At 62.6% G+C, this 16751-nt stretch carries 17 protein-coding genes and 2 tRNA genes; 5 read left to right on the top strand and 14 right to left on the bottom strand.

Translation table 11 applies throughout. The features are described 5' to 3' along the window. Nucleotides 1-23 precede the first annotated feature (23 nt). The 9 genes from ABH939_RS27235 to ABH939_RS27195 all read right to left on the bottom strand — a co-directional run bounded on the left by ABH939_RS27235 (nt 24) and on the right by ABH939_RS27195 (nt 6768). The gene (locus ABH939_RS27235; protein ID WP_404650415.1) at nt 24-653 is read right to left on the bottom strand and encodes a pyridoxamine 5'-phosphate oxidase family protein; all 630 of its coding nucleotides are present in this window, start codon (nt 651-653) and stop codon (nt 24-26) included. After that, the gene (locus ABH939_RS27230) at nt 650-1465 is read right to left on the bottom strand and encodes an ABC transporter ATP-binding protein (RefSeq protein ID WP_050655593.1); all 816 of its coding nucleotides are present in this window, start codon (nt 1463-1465) and stop codon (nt 650-652) included. The genes ABH939_RS27235 and ABH939_RS27230 overlap by 4 nt, the downstream gene beginning before the upstream one ends. After that, a complete protein-coding gene (locus tag ABH939_RS27225; RefSeq protein ID WP_404650413.1) occupies nt 1462-2514 on the bottom strand; it encodes a FecCD family ABC transporter permease in 1053 nt (350 codons plus the stop codon). Before ABH939_RS27225 ends, ABH939_RS27230 begins: the two co-directional genes overlap by 4 nt. After that, nucleotides 2511-3554 carry an iron ABC transporter permease gene (locus ABH939_RS27220; protein WP_054827389.1) on the bottom strand — a complete coding sequence of 348 codons (1044 nt, stop codon included), beginning with the start codon at nt 3552-3554 and terminating at the stop codon, nt 2511-2513. Before ABH939_RS27220 ends, ABH939_RS27225 begins: the two co-directional genes overlap by 4 nt. Then, nucleotides 3551-4585 carry an iron-siderophore ABC transporter substrate-binding protein gene (locus ABH939_RS27215; protein WP_064442985.1) on the bottom strand — a complete coding sequence of 345 codons (1035 nt, stop codon included), beginning with the start codon at nt 4583-4585 and terminating at the stop codon, nt 3551-3553. Before ABH939_RS27215 ends, ABH939_RS27220 begins: the two co-directional genes overlap by 4 nt. Before the next feature lie 156 nt (nt 4586-4741). Further along, on the bottom strand, nt 4742-5659 hold the full coding sequence (locus tag ABH939_RS27210; RefSeq protein WP_080712703.1) for an AraC family transcriptional regulator: 918 nt from the start codon (nt 5657-5659) through the stop codon (nt 4742-4744). Nucleotides 5660-5705: 46 nt separating this feature from the next. Next, nucleotides 5706-5778, bottom strand: a tRNA-Arg gene (locus ABH939_RS27205). An 82-nt stretch (nt 5779-5860) separates the two neighbouring features. Next, nucleotides 5861-5952 (bottom strand) — tRNA-Ser (locus tag ABH939_RS27200). A 96-nt stretch (nt 5953-6048) separates the two neighbouring features. After that, nucleotides 6049-6768 (bottom strand): dienelactone hydrolase family protein, encoded by a 720-nt coding sequence (locus ABH939_RS27195; RefSeq protein ID WP_003943860.1) that lies wholly within the window; start codon nt 6766-6768, stop codon nt 6049-6051. Between the two features lie 61 nt (nt 6769-6829). Here ABH939_RS27195 and hisC point away from each other — a divergent pair, with 61 nt between their 5' ends. The 3 genes from hisC (at nt 6830) to ABH939_RS27180 (ending at nt 10608) form a co-directional block, all read left to right on the top strand. Further along, a complete protein-coding gene (hisC, locus tag ABH939_RS27190) occupies nt 6830-7906 on the top strand; it encodes a histidinol-phosphate transaminase (RefSeq protein ID WP_007731684.1) in 1077 nt (358 codons plus the stop codon). 100 nt (nt 7907-8006) lie between these two features. Further along, nucleotides 8007-9701 carry a bifunctional UDP-sugar hydrolase/5'-nucleotidase gene (locus ABH939_RS27185; RefSeq protein WP_054188635.1) on the top strand — a complete coding sequence of 565 codons (1695 nt, stop codon included), beginning with the start codon at nt 8007-8009 and terminating at the stop codon, nt 9699-9701. A gap of 37 nt (nt 9702-9738) precedes the next feature. Further along, complete coding sequence (locus ABH939_RS27180; protein WP_003943978.1) at nt 9739-10608, top strand: MYG1 family protein; 870 nt, start codon at nt 9739-9741, stop codon at nt 10606-10608. A gap of 8 nt (nt 10609-10616) precedes the next feature. Here the strand turns inward: ABH939_RS27180 and ABH939_RS27175 are convergent, their stop codons facing one another. Further along, nucleotides 10617-11627, bottom strand: coding sequence for an alpha/beta hydrolase family protein (locus ABH939_RS27175; RefSeq protein ID WP_065351788.1), 1011 nt, complete (start codon nt 11625-11627; stop codon nt 10617-10619). A gap of 398 nt (nt 11628-12025) precedes the next feature. On the opposite strand from ABH939_RS27175, the gene ABH939_RS27170 reads away from it, so the two are divergent. After that, nucleotides 12026-12646: a LysE family translocator gene (locus tag ABH939_RS27170; protein ID WP_007731691.1), complete on the top strand. Its 621-nt coding sequence runs from the start codon at nt 12026-12028 to the stop codon at nt 12644-12646. Nucleotides 12647-12671: 25 nt separating this feature from the next. Next, nucleotides 12672-13079 carry a DUF4259 domain-containing protein gene (locus ABH939_RS27165; protein ID WP_020968164.1) on the top strand — a complete coding sequence of 136 codons (408 nt, stop codon included), beginning with the start codon at nt 12672-12674 and terminating at the stop codon, nt 13077-13079. On the opposite strand, the gene ABH939_RS27160 is transcribed toward ABH939_RS27165, so the two are convergent. From ABH939_RS27160 to ureG, 4 genes are all read right to left on the bottom strand, one after another. Next, nucleotides 13073-13999: a D-isomer specific 2-hydroxyacid dehydrogenase family protein gene (locus tag ABH939_RS27160; protein WP_404650408.1), complete on the bottom strand. Its 927-nt coding sequence runs from the start codon at nt 13997-13999 to the stop codon at nt 13073-13075. The genes ABH939_RS27165 and ABH939_RS27160 overlap by 7 nt on opposite strands. Before the next feature lie 88 nt (nt 14000-14087). After that, entirely contained in the window at nt 14088-15131 is a 1044-nt protein-coding gene (gene yut / locus ABH939_RS27155; protein WP_030535783.1) for an urea transporter, read from the bottom strand. Between the two features lie 34 nt (nt 15132-15165). Next, entirely contained in the window at nt 15166-16113 is a 948-nt protein-coding gene (locus ABH939_RS27150; RefSeq protein WP_007731712.1) for an urease accessory protein UreD, read from the bottom strand. Then, nucleotides 16110-16751 (bottom strand): urease accessory protein UreG, encoded by a 642-nt coding sequence (gene ureG / locus ABH939_RS27145; RefSeq protein ID WP_007731713.1) that lies wholly within the window; start codon nt 16749-16751, stop codon nt 16110-16112. Before ureG ends, ABH939_RS27150 begins: the two co-directional genes overlap by 4 nt.

The raw sequence follows: 16751 nt of genomic DNA, 5'->3' as shown, positions 1-16751 counted from the left end.
GGACATAGGTGACGGATCTGCGCTCAGTACAGGTACTTGCGGTACGCCTCTTGTCTGGCGGGTTCGAGGTCCTCGACGCGCAGGCTGTGTTGCTCCGCCATCATGTCGCGCAGACTCGGCACCTCATCGGATGCGGGCCACGTCGACGGATCCCACAGCTTCGCCCGCAGAATTGCTCTCGCGCAATGCAGATACGCCTCGTCGATCTGCACGATCACCGCAAGCTGTGCAGGCTTGCCATTCATCGCCATCGAATCCAACAGATCAGGATCGGTGGACAGAGTCGCCGTGCCGTTGACGCGCACGATCTCGTCGTGCCCGGGCGCGAGAAAGAGGATCCCCACGTGAGGATTCTCGATCATGTTCCGGTACGAGTCAGCGCGCCGGTTGCCCGGACGATCCGGGAGCACCAGTGTCTTCTCGTCGGGGAAGAGAACCTGACTGACCAAGTCTCCGCGCGGCGAGCAATCGCAATTTCCGGCCGCATCGGATGTCGCGAGCACAAAAAACCGTGCCTGCTCGATGAATTCACGGATCAACGGAGTCGTGTGAGCGGTCTGCTTCTCCATGATCGTCGGATGGGGCTGTCCGAGAATCGCATTGAGTTGTTCCACGGATTCGATCCACCCGCCCGGGGCGTTCGACGCCGTCACGTCGACACGTCGTCGAGCACGTGGTGGCGCCCGAGCGGCAACACCAACGGCTTACCCGACATGGGGTCGGGGATGATTCGGCTCTCGAGACCGAACACGGTGCGGACGTTGTCGCTCGTGAGCACCTCGGCAGGATCACCCGCCGCGTAGACCCGGCGATCGGCCATGGCGACGAGGTAGTCGGCGTAGCGGGCGGCGAGATTGAGATCGTGCAGAACCATGACAATCGTTGTACCCCGAGTCCGGTTCAGGTCGGTGAGCAGGTCCAAGACCTCAACCTGGTGGCTCACGTCCAAGAAGGTGGTCGGCTCGTCGAGTAGAAGCAGATCGGTTTGTTGGGCGAGCGCCATCGCAATCCACACACGTTGGCGCTGACCACCGGAAAGCTCGTCCACCGATCGTTCGGCCAATCCGGTTGTGTCCGTGGCCGCAAGCGCCTCGGCGACAGCTGCGTCATCCTCGCGGCTCCACCTCGACAGCACCCGCTGATGTGGATGACGACCACGGCCGACGAGATCGGCGACAACTATCCCTTCCGGTGCGATCGGTGACTGCGGCAGCAGACCGAGCGTGCGAGCGAGCTTCTTCGCAGGCAGGCGATGAACATCCTTGCCGTCCAACAGAACATGACCGCTTCGGGGACTGAGTAGCCGCGACATCGACCGCAGCAGTGTCGATTTGCCACACGCGTTGGCGCCCACGATGGTCGTGATCTTTCCCGGCGGCACCGCGAGGTCGAGCGATTCGACGACGGTCCGTCCTCCGTAACCGAGTTCGAGGTTTTCGGCAGTCAGAGTATGGGATTCGGTCACAGCGAACCTCCCGTTCGGTTGGAGCGAATGATGAGGTAGACGAGATACGGCGCTCCCAGCGCGCCAGTCACCACGCCAACGGGGTAGCGGGTGCCGAAGGCGAACTGTCCGCAGAAATCGGCAACTAGCACCAGCAGCGCTCCGACCAGCGCCGACGGAATCAAAAGTGATGTTCCCGGACCGACGATGCGGGCGGCGATGGGCCCTGACAGAAATGCGACGAAGGCGATGGGCCCCGCAGCGGCAGTGGCAAAGGCGATGAGTCCGACGGCCGCAATGATCGTCAGAATGCGCGTTCGTTCCACTCTGACGCCGAGCGCTTGTGCTGCGTCGTCACCGAGCTGGATGGTCGAAAGGTTGCGCGATTGGCTCAGCAGCACCGGCCCGAGCAAGACCAGCGCCAGGAGTACGGGAACCGTCGAACCCCAGTTGGCACCGTTGAGACTGCCGGTGAGCCAACGCATCGTCTCCTGCAGATCCCACGCGGCGGCGGTACTGAGCAGGTAGGCGGTGACGCTGTCGAGCATCGCGGCGATGCCGATACCGATCAGTATGAGCCGAGTGCCCGCCACACCGTCCCGGAAAGACAGAACGTAGATCAAGACTGCGACGCCCAGACCGACAGCGATAGCAAAAACCGATACCTGTGAACCGCCGAGTGAAAGCGAGATGATCGCGAAAGCCGCTGCAGCGCTTGCGCCGGAGCTGATTCCGATGATGTCGGGGCTCGCGAGCGGGTTGCGCAGCATCGTCTGGAACGTGATGCCACCCAAGCCGAAACAGATTCCGGCGACCACAGCGAGGACAGCGCGAGGCAGCCGGAGGCGGCCGACGGTGAACGAGGCACCAGGCACGTTCTCCCCCAGCACGACCCGAAGCACATCTGACGGCGAGTAGAAGGTTTTTCCCACCATCAGAGTGACCGCGAAGGAGGCGACGACGAGGACCATCAGCACGGCAATCACGATGCGGCGGCGTCTACCTCGTCGGATACGGCTTGCTCCGACTGCGTCGACCTCGACTTCGGGAGTAACGAATGTAGTGGTCACAGCTCACGTATTTTCTGACGGCGGACTATGTAAATGAAGAAGGGCGCTCCGATGAGCGCGGTGATGATGCCGACGTCGATTTCGCTCGGCCGGGCGACAATTCGTCCGAGAATGTCGGCGGCGACGAGAAGGCCGGCACCTGTCAGCGCAGAAAACGGTAGTAGCCAACGGTTGTCAATCCCGATCAGCAACCGGCACAGATGCGGGACAACCAAACCGACGAAGCCGATCGGTCCCGCGATGGCAGTGGCTGCACCGCAGAGCAGCACTGCACCGAGCGCTGCCACTGCACGAACCACCGCGACGCGTTCGCCGAGACCTGATGCAACCTCGTCGCCGAGCGCAAGAGAGTTGAGACTGCGCGCTGACAGCAGACAGATCACGAAGCCGACAATGAGGAAAGGCAGACCCTGCCGGATCACCTCGAAACTCGCGCCACCGACGCCGCCGATCTGCCACGAACGAATGTTGCCCGCAATATCGTTTCGCGGCAGCATGATCGCAGTGATGAACGAAGCAAACGCAGCCGATGTTGCGGCCCCGGCGAGAGCCAACTTGAGTGGGGTGGCTCCACCTCGCCCGAGTGACCCGACCACGTAGACGAACAACGCCGCCCCGGCTGCACCGAGTACGGCCACCCAGATCATGCTGGTCTGGGTCCACAGTCCGAACCACGCCATTCCGATCACCACGGCGAGCGAAGCGCCCATGTTGACGCCCAGGATTCCGGGATCCGCCAAAGGGTTTCGGGTAATCCCCTGCATCACAGCGCCGGCAAGACCGAGCGCAGCTCCCACGATTATCGCGAGCACCGTCCGCGGAATGCGCTTGGCAATCGCACCCTGACCGATGTTGTCCGTTGAACCGCCTAGTGCGGCAACGATATCGGACCAGTCGACCTCACGAGAGCCGATGACGATCGAAGCGCACATGAGCACCGCGAGGACAACGAGAAGGGCGATCAACCACAGCGAATTGCCGAACGTCGGGCGCCGCGTATCGCGAGCGCCCGACGTCGAATCCTGCGAGGTTACAGTCACTCCGACTTTCCAGCGGCCCCGGCGAGCAGATCGACGTAGTCGCCGAGTACCCACGAAATCGCGAGTGGAGTCGGGTTGGCCGCCGTTCCCATCGGCCCGGTTCCATTGAGGAACACGATCGCGTTGTTGGCGACGGCAGGCATCTGCGAGAGCAGCGGGTCAGCCTTGAGTGCGTCGACAAGTGCCTGGTCACCGTAAGTGACGATCAGTTCGACGTCGTCGAAGACGTCCACACGCTCGGCACTGACCTTCTTCGAGAACTCACCACCCGTCGAGGCGTCGGCAACGCTCTTCGGCGTCGAAAGTCCGAGGTCCTCGAAGAACGCGGCGCGCGTGTCGTTCGCCGTGTAGAAGCTGACCTGGCTCAGATCAGCGGTGTCGACGTGCGTCAGGAACATGGTTGCCTTGCCGGCAAGCTGCGGATGCGAGGCAACCTCGTCGGCGATCTCCTTTTCGATGGTGGAGATCAGTTCCTGCCCTTCGGATTCCATACCCAAGCCCATGCTGTTGAACTTGATGACGTCGCGCCACGACGTCGCCCACGGCCCCTCGGGGTATGCCACGACCGGAGCAATCTCGCTGAGGGTGTCGTAATCCTCCTGCGTCAACCCGGAGTACGCGGCAAGAATGACGTCAGGGTTCGTATCGGAGACGGCTTCGAAGTCGATGCCGTCGGTCTCGTCGAAGAGCACCGGCGGCTTCGCGCCGAGTTCGTCGAGCTTTTCCTCGACCCACGGCAGCATTCCGTTGCCGTTGTCGTCACCGAAAGTCGCCGCTGCCATTCCGACGGGAACCACGCCGAGAGCAAGGGGCACTTCGTGATTGGCCCAGGCAACGGTGGCAACTCGCTCCGGCTTGGCGTCGATCGTCGTAGTTCCGAAAGCGTGCTCGATCGTGACAGGGAAGGAGCTGGATCCGCTTCCGGCGCTGCCGCCGTCGGCGGTCTCCGAGGAGTCGGAACTGCAAGCTGTCATGCCGAGGGCGACTGCGACCGCTGCTGCGGCCACCGCCAAGAAGCGTTTTGAACGCATGAAAACAGAACTCTCTCGAGAAGGGGTACGGCCCTCAACCCGGCTCAATCAGGCACTTAGGTGAGGTTTGCCTAAACCGTATACGGGAGGGCAATGTGGCGCAATCGCGTGTTTGGGACACCCCGTGTAGCGATCGAGACAAGGTGTGATGGCCGATCAGCTAGCCCGGAACATCCCTGGTGTAGCGCCGGTAGTGCGCCGGAATGCCGCCCCGAATGCGCTGGTCGAGTGGTAGCCCACACGCTCGGCAACCTCTTGTAGATCCAAGCCGTGGGCTAGAAGGGTCACCGCTCGTTGGGCGCGCACAGCCGAGACCCACTGCCCGAAACTCATCCCGGTCTCCGACCGAAATACCCGGGTGATGGTTCGCGGGCTGACACCGAGGAGCCTTGCCCAGTCGGACAGCGTTCGCATGTCACTCGGATCGTCACCGATCGCATCGACGATGGGTTGCAGAAGTGGCGAGTCCGGCACCAGCACCAGCAACTCGTTCGGCGACGGTGCCAGCACGTCGATCACCATCTGCTCCGTGAGCGAGCGTGAAGAGGTTCCGAGTGAATCGTCTGCCAGTCGCTCGAGGAGGTTCCGCAGCAGCGGAGTGACCTCGATCGCCACCGGCACGTCGGACAGAGAAGGAACTGACGCGATGTCGAGCTGAGCGGCCCGATACCAGGTGCCGGCCGGCGCGATCGCCGAGTGCAGGACGCCGGCGGGCATCCACAGACCGACGGTCGGCGTAATGGTCCACGTGCGCGATCCCACCGTGGCGCTCGACGCTCCCCGCTCGTTCCACAACAATTCGTGAGTCGGGTGCGAGTGCGCATCCCACCGGGTCTCGCGGGAGACAAGTTCGTCCATGCCCGCAATGACAAAGGGCACCTCGACCGCCCCCGCCGAGTAGACCGGGAGCGTCCGACTGTCGACGGTCTCCAACGGGTTCTCCTCGGTTCGCGTGGCTGCTCCGCAGAAAGCATAGGTCGCGGGGATCGGTTGTCGGTTCCCACGATCGCGAGGATCACCGCCCGAAATCGCCGAGGTGACCTCACACACATTCAAGAATTGCGTATGCACCACAACAAAAAGAAGGTCACAGACCTGAAGTCTGTGACCTTCTTTCTTGTGCGCCCGAAGGGATTCGAACCCCTAACCTCTTGATCCGTAGTCAAGTGCTCTATCCGTTGAGCTACGGGCGCATGTTCTGTTGTCTTGCTGGTCTTGCGTGTCTTACCGTCGTAATTTCTATCATTTCTAACCCGCCGGTCAAAATCACCGGCTTGGCGGAGGCGAGAGGATTTGAACCTCCGGTCCCTCGTAAAAGGGACAACTCATTAGCAGTGAGTCCCATTCGGCCGCTCTGGCACGCCTCCCTGGGGGTTCCGATCCTTTCGGACCGCCGGATCGAAAGATTACACACCCTTCGCCACCAAAGGCAAAACGTGTGGTCAGCGGGCTGTTTTGTGGACTTACCGCAGGTGGCTGTCGAACCAGTCGAAGATCCGGGTCTGAGCTTCGATGATCGAGGCCGAATCAGGGTCGTCGAGGTCAGCGTCCTCGGACAGCTGTGGCGGCTCGTCCGCCCGGTGAGCCAGTCCGGCGTAGCTGACCACCAGTGTCGCGACGTCGGCCTTCGCGGTCGCTTCCCGGAGCAGAGTCACGTGTTCGCGAGGCGTGCTGGGATCGTCCTCGCCGTACAGCGCCAGCCACGGCGCCTGCAGGGAAGTGGCCGCGTCGACAAGCGCCTGAGCATCCACCGACAAGGCTTCGACGATTCCCCGGGCGGCGACGCTCACCGCGGCGCCGACGGGACGGCTGGTGGCCACGAGCATCGCGGCGGTACCGGCGTCGTCGAATCCGAGCACCCCGATGGTGTCTGCGAGAACTTCGCGTCCGACGAGCCAATCGAGGGTCGCGTCGAAGTCGGCGAAGAGGTTGTCACCGAACACCTCACCCTGCATGTGTTCGGGTTCGCGGTGAAACAGGTGAGGTGCGACGCTCACCCACCCTTCGCCGGCAAGCGCGCACATCAGATTCAGCAGAGCCGGGCTGAACTTCCGGGCTTCATGCAGGACGACGATCCCGCCCCGCGTCGGGCCGTCCGGCTCCACCACGGTCAGCGGAACAGCCGTGGCGACCTCCCCTTCGGCTCCGCGCAGATACGCGGTGGCTCGGAAGATTTCCGACATCTTCTAACTCTGACACGCAGACGGCCGCTACGCACCAAATCGGTGCGCGCATAATCGACTCGTGACCGCACACATTCGCCCTGACCTCGCCTCCATCCCCGCCTACGTTCCCGGACGCAATTTTCCGGGTGCGATCAAGCTGGCGAGCAACGAAACGACAGTAGGGCCGTTGCCCGGTGTGCGTGACGCCGTCGCCGACGCGGTCGCCAATGCCAACCGCTACCCGGACAATGCCGCGGTCGCACTCATCGAGGCGCTGGCCAGCTTCCTGAAAGTCGAGCCGGCCAACGTCGCCGCTGGTTGTGGCTCCGTGACGCTGTGCCAGGAACTCGTGCAGATCACCTGCGATCAGGGTGACGAGGTCATCTACGCGTGGCGTTCGTTCGAGGCGTACCCCGTGGTCACCCAGGTCGGCCATGCCGTCTCGGTCAAGGTTCCGCTGACCGAGGACTTCGGCCACGACCTCGACGCGATGCTGGCCGCGATCACGGATCGCACGCGGTTGATCTTCGTATGCAACCCCAACAACCCGACCGGCAATGCACTGTCGAAGGCAGAGCTCGAGAGCTTTCTCGACGCGGTCCCGGCGCACGTCGTCGTCGCACTCGACGAGGCGTACTTCGAATACTCACGCTCGGACGCCGACGGCATCGAGCTGTTCCGCAGCCGCCCCAACGTGGTTGTTCTGCGCACCTTCTCGAAGGCGTACGGCCTCGCGGGAATCCGCGTGGGTTACGCGGTCGCGGATCCGGAGATCATCGTGGCCCTCGGCAAGGTGCACACCCCGTTCACCGTGAGCGCTGTCGCGCAGGCCGCCGCAATCGCTTCCCTGGCTGCAGCAGACGAACTGCTTGCCCGCACCGAAGGTGTCATCGCCGAGCGGACGCGAGTTCGAACCGCTCTGATCGAAGCCGGGTACACCGTCCCCGAGTCGTCGGCGAACTTCGTCTATCTCCCCCTCGGAGAGCTCTCTCCCGCTTTTGCCGAGGCGAGTACCGAAGCGGGCATTCTGATCCGCCAGTACGGCGTCGAGGGCGTCCGGATGACCATCGGCGATCCACACGAGAACGACGCATTCCTCGCTTTCGCGAACACCGACGTCGCGAAGCAGGCCGCGGGCATCGGCGTCACCGCGTGACACTCGATACATAACTGTTACGCCGGGGACTGGAATTCGTTTCGGCAGACGGGCACACTCAGGGAGGTTCGAGGCCGGTCCGAGTGAGGGAGCACGACGCATGACGCGACGCATGACACGAACGTGTGCCGTGCTCGCAACGACCCTTCTCGCCACCACCGCGACCTCCCTGAGTGGCGTCGCCAACGCAGAGTCCCAGGACACGGTGTCGGTTCGTCTGTTGGCGTTCAACGATCTGCACGGCAGTCTCCGCCCGCCGGAAGGTGTTCGCAGCGAGATCAGGCAGGCCGACGGCTCGCTCACTCCCGCAGGTGGCGCGGCGTATCTCGCTGCTTACGTGACGCAACTTCGCAGCCAAGCCACCAACTCGCTGCTGTATTCGGTCGGTGACAACTGGGGATCGTCGGCGCTCGAGTCGGCGATGTTCAACGACGAACCGACGGTCGAACTCCTGAACCGGATGAAGATCGACGCTTCCGCGATCGGCAACCACGAACTGGACAAGGGACTCGCCGAGTTCCGTCGCATGCAGTCCGGCGGTTGCTCCGCCGTCGATGCGTGCACGTTCAGTCCGTCCTTCGGCGGCGCCAACTTCCCGCTGATGGCCGCGAACATGACGTACACCAACGGCACCCCGGCCACGCTGCCCTTCACCGTGAACATGGTCGACGGCATTCCGCTCGGAGTCATCGCGATATCCCCCGCCAACACGTCGCAGATCGTGACACCAGGCGGAATCGCCGATCTGCAGTTCGGCGACGAGGTCGAAGCGATCAACCGCACCGCCGACGTCCTCGACTTCTTCGGCGTCAAAGCCATCACCGTCCTCCTGCACCGTGGGGACGAACCGGCCGTCGAAGGTGGGCCCAACGACTGCAACGTCGAGTCCGGGCCGGCCCGCGACATCGCCCTCCGTGCGTCACCGAAGGTGGACGTCATCTTCACCGCCGACAGCCACCAGCAGTACAACTGCGAATTCCCTGATCCCGCAGGCAATCCCAGAGTCGTGATGCAGGGCGCTTCGCACGGCCGGATCGTGTCCGTCGCAGACGTCACCATCGATCGCAACACACGCGAGGTCGTTCGCGATCAGACGTCCGCGTTCAATCAGATAGTGACACACGATATTTCGCCGGATCCCGATATTCAGGCTCTCGCCGACCGGGCCTGGTCGGAGGCGTCGGACAGCGCTCAGCGGCCGGTGGGGACCATTACCGCCGATCTGACACGCGACCGCGTCCCCAGCGGCGAATCGACACTCGGCAACCTGGTCGCCGACGCTCAACTCGCCGCCGGATCGACACGAGGCGCCCAACTAGCGTTGACGAACCCCGGCGGCATGCGCGAGGACTTGGACTTCGGCACTTCCGGCCAGGTCACCTACCGCCAGGCCTACGGTGTTCAGCCATTCGGTAACAGCCTCGAGGTGCTCTCCGTCACAGGAGCGGTGTTGAAGGACGCTCTCGAACAGCAATTCCAGATCGACCTCGACGGCACCGCTACCGAGCGCATCCTCTCCCCGTCCGCGGGCTTCACCTACGCCATGGACCGGCGAGCAGCGCCGGGTAAGCGGATCTCGGAAATGCGCCTGAACGGGCAGGACATCGCGCCCGACGCCGTCTACAGCGTCGTGGTGAACAAGTTCCTCGCCGAGGGCGGGGACGGTTTCACCGCACTGAAGAACTCCACCCAGATGACCGGTGCGGGCAACGACCTCGACGCCTTGACCGCCCTGTTCGCAGCCGGGTCGCCGGTCTCGCCACCTGCCACCGACCGCATCCGCACCATCGGCTGACTAGGCATCCCCGCGCTCGATTGCCTAGTCTCGACGGGTGATCATCGCGACCCATAACGGCAAGTTCCATGCAGACGACGTCTTCGGCGTATCGCTGCTCAAGCAGCTGTACCCCGACGCCACCGTCGTTCGCAGCCGTGACGAGTCCGTCCTCGACAGCGCGGACATCGTGCTCGACGTCGGCGGTCGCTACAACCCGGCTGAGGGGCGCTTCGACCATCACCAGCGTGATGCCGGCGAGCGCAGCAACGGCATCCTGTACTCCGCCTTCGGTCTGCTCTGGCAGGAATACGGCCTGCAGTTCTGTGAAGGCGACGCCTCCGTGTTCCGCCGTATCGACAGCCGACTGGTCGAGGGCATCGACGCCGTCGACAACGGCCAAGAGATCTACACCCTCAACGACTACGGCACCAAGCCTTTTGATCTGTCGTCCGTGCTGGACCTTTTCAATCCGATCTCGTCCACCGACGAGGAGTTCGACACCCAGTTCGAGCTGGCCGTCGTTCTCGCAACCCAGGTCTTGATTCGCCTGCGCGCCAAGTACGCCGGCGACGCGGCCGCCGAGCGCGAGTTCACCGAGACCTACGAAAAAGCAACGGATCCGCGCTTCGTCGTCCTGGAACGCTTCGTTCCCCACGGCCGCGCCGCGTCGGCCCAGCCGGAGCTGCTGTTCACCATCTTCCCGAACACCAACGGCGGCTGGTCGATTCAGACGGTCAAGCCTGCTGACTCCAAGTTCGGTTCACGAAAGCTGTTGCCGGAGCCGTGGCGCGGCCTGAACGGCTCGGATCTTGCCGCCCAGACGGGCGTCGACAGTTCGGTCTTCTGCCACAAGGCCGGGTTCATCGCGGCTGCGCAGACCCGTGACGGCGCCCTCCAATTGCTCGAACTGGCACTGGCCGAGTAGTTCTCAGCTCACATTCCCAGCGCCGTCTTCACCGTCGGCCAGGAATCGTGAAGCGCGTCTTGCCAGTACGGCCACGAATGGGTGCCGTCGTTCCGATACGCGAATACTGCGGGAATCGACAACTCGCCCAACCTCGCTTCGAACAGTTGTGTGCACGTATTAGCGAGCGCCTCGAGCGGTCCGCCTTCGATGGCAGTCTGCAGTCCACTCGGGGTGAAGACGTTGTCGTATTCTCCGGGCGCACCTGTACCGGAGGACACGTAGATCGTCTTCCCTCGCAGCGTTTCCGCGTTGGTGGACGGGTCGTGCTTTTGCCAGTCGGGGTCCGACGCCGGACCCCACATGTTGGTGGCGTCGCCCGCCTTGCTGGCCACGGTGAGCCGCACGGAATCCTGCGAGGACGATTCGGAGTTGTCGAGACAGCCACTGTACGAGGCCAATCCGGTGTAGAGCTTCGGGTGATGTGTGATGAGGTTGGCCGCGCCGAGCGCACCCATGGACACCCCGCCGACCACGTTCGTCCCATTTCCGGAAAACGCAGAATCGATCAACGTCGGAAGTTCTTCTGCGAGAAACGATTCCCACTTGTTCACACCGAGGTTCGGATCGTCGTTCTTCCAGTTGGTGTAGAAACTGCCGGTGCCGCCCACGGGGAGAACGACGTTGACGTTCTTGTCAGCGAAAAACGTTTCGATGTCGGTCTTCTGGGTCCAGGTGCTCTCGGAGTATCCGGATTCCGAACCGGCACTGACTCCGTCGAGTAGGTAGAAGGACGGACGTGAACCGGCGCTCGACGCTGGATGCAGAACCTGCACTTGTACCTCGCGTCGCATGGCCGGCGACTCGACGAACACGGCACTGCGTGTGGGCGACAACTGCTCTATGCGATTGATGTGAGCCCCGGCCTGACCGGCCGAATCTCCTGGTGGGTTTTCAGGTGCCGGTTCGGCATACGCCACTCCGCCCACGACAAGCGCGAGCACGACCAACACAATCCCGACAAACCCAAATCTCCGCATCCGTCAAGCGCCCCCTGAGCATCGCACGACTACCGCTGACCCTCGATTGGACAGGACGAACGTCCCGGGGTCAACCCACTGGTTGGGATTTATTACTCGCGGGTATCCAATGGAGTTGGACAGTTCTCCACCGATGCACACACAGGTGTGGATAACTTCATTCACATCCACTTCCCAGTTGTGCATAACCTGTGGACAAAAGGATGAATTACAACAGAGTTATTCCTCCTACCTGCAACGATTCGTTTCCCCACAGTGTGCATAACTTTGTCGAACAGGGCTCGCGAGACGCCGGTTTCCGGGCGTGTCCATGCAGTTCACACCGCCGCGCCACTCTTTGTTCACAGGCCCGACACCACCGGCCGACAATGCTCCCACCCCGACTTCATACTTGTTGCATGCTGACCGCTCTGCTCGCCGCCACAGCTGTGCTCGCCCTACTGACTCTGGTCCCCGGGCCCGACATGGCCGTCGTGACGCAGGCTGCTCTCGGCGCGGGCAGATCCGCCGGTTTCCGGGTAGCGGCCGGCATCGTCTCGGGCCTTCTGGTGTGGGGTCTGTTGACCGTCCTCGGGCTTTCGGCGATCCTCGCCGCGTCGGCCGAGGCGTACACGGTGGTCAAGCTCGCCGGCGCGGCTTACCTGATCTATCTCGGTGTGCGAGCACTGTGGGAGAGCCGGACGTCGCGGATGCAACACAATGCCGACGCTCCACGATCGCAGAAGGCCGGGACATGGAAGACGGGCTTCACCACCAACCTGCTCAACCCCAAGATCGCCGTCTTCTACACCGGACTGTTGCCGCAGTTGGTTCCGGCCGGGTGGCCGACGGGACCGTCGCTTGCATTGCTGGTGCTCATCCACGCAGCCATCACCATCGTGTGGCTCAGTGGCTACGTGGTCCTTCTCTCGCGAGCGCGTAGCACCTTCGAAAAGCCCCGAGTGCGACAGGCACTCGAGCGCATAACCGGAACAGTTCTTCTAGGATTCGGAGCGAAGATCGCGCTCGAAGCGCGCTGAGACGGCAATCGGAAAAGAGTAGACAGTGGGCGCGTGGGGATCGGGACCGTTCGATAACGACGGTGCAGGGGATTTGATCGCGTCCATCGGACACGGTGACTTCACCTTCGAATCGGTGGAGTGGGCATTCGAGGACGACTACCTCGAGGTGGACGGCGGCCAAATCGCCGTCGCCTTGCTCGAATTGGTGTTGATCGTGCGCGCCGATCGCAAACGCGACCCCGCCGCCCAGGACCTCGATCTCGATTCCTTCACCTCGGCCCTGACCAGCGAACGGCTCACCTGGCTGATCGAGATGGTGGAGCGCACCATCTCCTCGACCGATTCGGAACTGTTCGAACTGTGGGACGAGCAGGGACCGGAAGAGCTTGCCTCGTGGCGCGTTCCCGTCGTGGACGGTCTCGAGGATCTGCGCGTTCTGTCGGTTCAGTAACCTGCCGACGGATCGATTACCGCAGCGAGGTCCTCACCCGCAGCGAATCGAGCGACGTTGGCGGCCACGTGATCTGCCAGCACACGCGTGAGCGTCGTAGCCGGGTTGGCGACGTGCGGCGTGATGATCGCATTGGGCAGCTTCCACAACCGGTGCCCGTCCGGCAGCGGCTCGGGATCCGTGACGTCCAGTGCCGCACCGCCGATCGAACCAGCTTCGAGGGCATCGACCAGCGCGTCCGTGTCGACCAGGTTGCCGCGTGCGATGTTCACGATCCAGCTCGACTCCGACATCTGGTCCAATTCAGCCTTGCCGACCAGATGCCGCGTCGCGGACGTCGACGGTGCTGCGATCACGAAGTGATCCGCCCGGGACCAGATTTCACCGGTTCGATCGGCCGAGAGCGTTTCGGAAGCACCTTCGACGGGGGTTCCCGAGCGGGTGACGGCGATGACTCTGACCTTGGACGCGGCGAGGTACGGGATCAGCGCACGGCCGATTCCGCCGCAACCGATGATCGCCACTGTCGAGCCTTGCAAGGTGCCAACCCGTGGATCGAACTCTTCTTTTCGCCACGACTGCGCCGCCAATTGTTCGGGGAGAGAACGCACTCCGGCGAGCAGGAGCATCATCGTATGTTCGGCAACATTGCCCGCGTACGCCCCGGCAGCGGACGTCCAGACCCGCTTGTCGTCGATCACGTCGGCATCGAACCATGGCTCGATCCCGGCGAAGGGCAACTGCACCCAGCGAACCGAGTCAGGTAGCGACGACGGGAACGTGTCCGGACCATGTACCCAGACCACGCCTTCTGCCTCGGCGAGTGGAACGAGAACCCCACCGACTCCGCGAATTCCGTCGGCAATGTTCGGATCCTCGACGGGGCCGAGATGGATGCGAGGGGCGCTGGAGTCTGTCATGTAGGTGCGTTCCTTCGAGAGTGGCGGGGCGATCGGATCAACTCATCGGTGTGCCCAAGCGTACGGGCGCCTCGCCAATTCGGCCCGTCTAGCCGTTCGCCTTTGCGATCGAATCCTTGCCCTCGGCCGCTCCACCCTCGATGGTGTCGTGCTGGATGGGAACGAACTTCTTCTTCGGCAGCAGGAACAGCCACGTCGCGAAGACGAACGGGCCCGTTCCGGCCGGCAGGCTGATCGGAGCAAAGGCAGACACCAGCGTGCCGTGGATGACAACAGTCACCAGTACTCCGAAGACGGTGTAGACGAACACACGCCACGACGGGTTGTAGAACACCGATCCGAGAGCAATTGCCGTCAGCACCGAACTGAGCCCGTAGAGACCATTGCCGATGTCGACGGTGTTTGCGCCCAGCGCCAGTACCGAACCCATCGCTATCGCGGAACCGATGAGCGCGAACAACGCCGCCCAACGCGACGCGACCAGCAGCGCGATCACGAAGATAATGCCGGTGACGGTGTTGTTGATCAGAAAGATCTGGGAGACGTTGCGGAACAGCGTGTCCCACAGGAAGCTGAAAGTAATTTCGGCATGAACTGACGCGTCCCCGATGTGCTGGGGAAACTGGCCCGCGCTGAGGTCTGACGTTTCGATCCGCAGGAACTGGAACGCCGCGAGGAGGAAGAACCAGTTGACGAGGTTGAACGGAAAGGTCAGCGCCGGTACGCCCCACGTCTTGAAGACATTGGCAACGGCCAGGAACGCGATCGTCGACGCGGCAGCTCCCACCACGAGGTAGATCCACAGCATCACACCGCCGGCAAGGAACGTCGGAAAGGCAGCTCCCACAAGAACTCCGTTGTATCCGTACAGGCCGATACGCATCGAATCGTCGTCGGAGTGCAGCATCATGCCGGTGACGGTGGATACCACCAGACCCACCACGGCACCAATTGCGACGGTGATCGTGTCCGCGGCTATCGCTCCCCAGAAGATACCGACCAGAAACAGCAGGCCCGTCAGCGCATTGCCCTGGAACATCACCTGCCCGGAGCCTTTGAGATTGGTGTCGATGAATCTGAGCACGACGTTCTTGTCCGCGACGTCGTCCCAGGGTTTGGTGATGGTGGTCATCGCACGTCCCTCGATCCTTCTCCGACGATCCGCGTCATCCCCACAGCGGGACGGGCGGAATGGTGGTGTCCAGAACTGCCTTTCGCACCAGAGCCCAGAAATCACGAACCTTCGCCTTGACGGGTTCGCTCTCCGGACCGAGGACTTTGAAGATGAGACCGGCGTCGTTCGGTAGCCGACTCGCTCCGGAAACGACCTTGCCGTCACGGCCCGGAACTACCTCTTCGAGAATCGCGTCGGCGTGCTCCTTCGGTGTCAGCAGGATGACATTGCCGAACACGTCGTGGTCGCCCATGATTCCGCCGTATCGCACGGGGAAGCGTGCCGGTTCGATCACCAATTTCTCGGTGAAGAGGTTCTTCCCGTCCGGACGCTCCGCCTTGATCATTGTGGAGTACAGGTCGTAGACGAACATCTCTCCGCCGTCGTGGTACTTGCGACCCGACATCACGATCTCCGAGAACAACAGCGTTGCAGTCGGATCCACCGTGATGTCGGTGCGCGCGTAGTACCTCGCGTTGCGGTGTGGGATCGTCACCCCGGGCATCAGTTCGAGATACGAATTCTCCGCGAGCACCACTTTCTGGAGTTGCGACGCGTGATTGGCATCCATCCGGTGGACTTTGGTAGCCGACTGGGTGGTCACGTGTGCAAGGGAACCTGGCTCCATTTCGATGGTCAGGAACAGTCGATCGCCTTGCAACACACTGCCGGACGTCGAGATCATGTAGACGCACGGCATGGTCGGCAACGCTTCGTCCCAGTACAGCGCCTGCTGAACGAGCAGCGGTGTTTTGCGGTACATGTCCCGCAGAATCGTCTTGTCGCCACGGTCGACAAATCGCATCTCGAGAACGCCGGTCTTCCCGACCTTGCCGGCCGGGGCCTGCTTCGGCTGGTCCTGGTACTGGTCGAGTTCCGGGATGGTCGGGATCGGCCCCGGGAGCGACCGCGATGCTCCCGGGACGGACGTTGCGCTCACGGTGCGCTCGCTCCCACTTCCTCTTCGTCGAAGAGGACTCCGTGCACGATGAGGTCCACCACTTCCTTGATGCCTTCCCCGGTCATGCAATTGGTGAAGACGAACGGCTTGTCGCCGCGCATCCCCTTGGAGTCGCGATCCATGACTCCGAGATCGGCGTTGACGTACGGTGCGAGATCGGTCTTGTTGATGACCAGGATGTCGGACTGCGAGATTCCCGGACCGTTCTTGCGCGGAATCTTGTCGCCTGCGGCTACGTCGATGACGTAGATGAAGAAGTCGACCAGAGCTGGACTGAACGTCAGTGTGAGGTTGTCGCCACCACTTTCGATGAACACCACGTCGGTGTCCGGGAACGTCTTCTCCATGTCCTCGACCGCCGCGAGATTCATACTCGGGTCTTCGCGGACGGCGGTGTGTGGGCAGGCTCCCGTCTCCACGCCGACGATACGTTCCTCCACGAGAACACCTTTGAGAGCCTTGCGCACATGCTTGGCATCTTCGGTGGTGACCACGTCATTGGTGATGATCAGAACGCTGGTGCCCCGCTTGATGAACTCCGGCGTGATCGCCTCGATGAGTGCGGTCTTACCCGAACCCACGGGTCCGCCGATTCCGATGCGCGTTGTCTTCTTCAT

The sequence above is a fragment of the Rhodococcus sp. 27YEA6 genome (assembly GCF_044908235.1).
Classification (GTDB): Bacteria; Actinomycetota; Actinomycetes; order Mycobacteriales; family Mycobacteriaceae; genus Rhodococcus_F; species Rhodococcus_F qingshengii.
The sequence above is the reverse complement of the archived record's forward strand: the minus strand, read 5'-3'. Positions and strand labels throughout refer to the sequence as shown.

Coding starts and splice junctions, on each gene's coding strand:
- ABH939_RS27195 (WP_003943860.1), bottom strand. CDS start 6,768: ATGTCGGAAATCTTCCGAGCCACCGCGTATCTGCGCGGAGCCGAAGGG.
- ureG (WP_007731713.1), bottom strand. CDS start 16,751: ATGAAGAAGACAACGCGCATCGGAATCGGCGGACCCGTGGGTTCGGGT.
- ABH939_RS27215 (WP_064442985.1), bottom strand. CDS start 4,585: ATGCGTTCAAAACGCTTCTTGGCGGTGGCCGCAGCAGCGGTCGCAGTC.
- yut (WP_030535783.1), bottom strand. CDS start 15,131: ATGACCACCATCACCAAACCCTGGGACGACGTCGCGGACAAGAACGTC.
- ABH939_RS27175 (WP_065351788.1), bottom strand. CDS start 11,627: ATGCGGAGATTTGGGTTTGTCGGGATTGTGTTGGTCGTGCTCGCGCTT.
- ABH939_RS27160 (WP_404650408.1), bottom strand. CDS start 13,999: ATGACAGACTCCAGCGCCCCTCGCATCCATCTCGGCCCCGTCGAGGAT.
- ABH939_RS27170 (WP_007731691.1), top strand. CDS start 12,026: ATGCTGACCGCTCTGCTCGCCGCCACAGCTGTGCTCGCCCTACTGACT.
- ABH939_RS27185 (WP_054188635.1), top strand. CDS start 8,007: ATGACGCGACGCATGACACGAACGTGTGCCGTGCTCGCAACGACCCTT.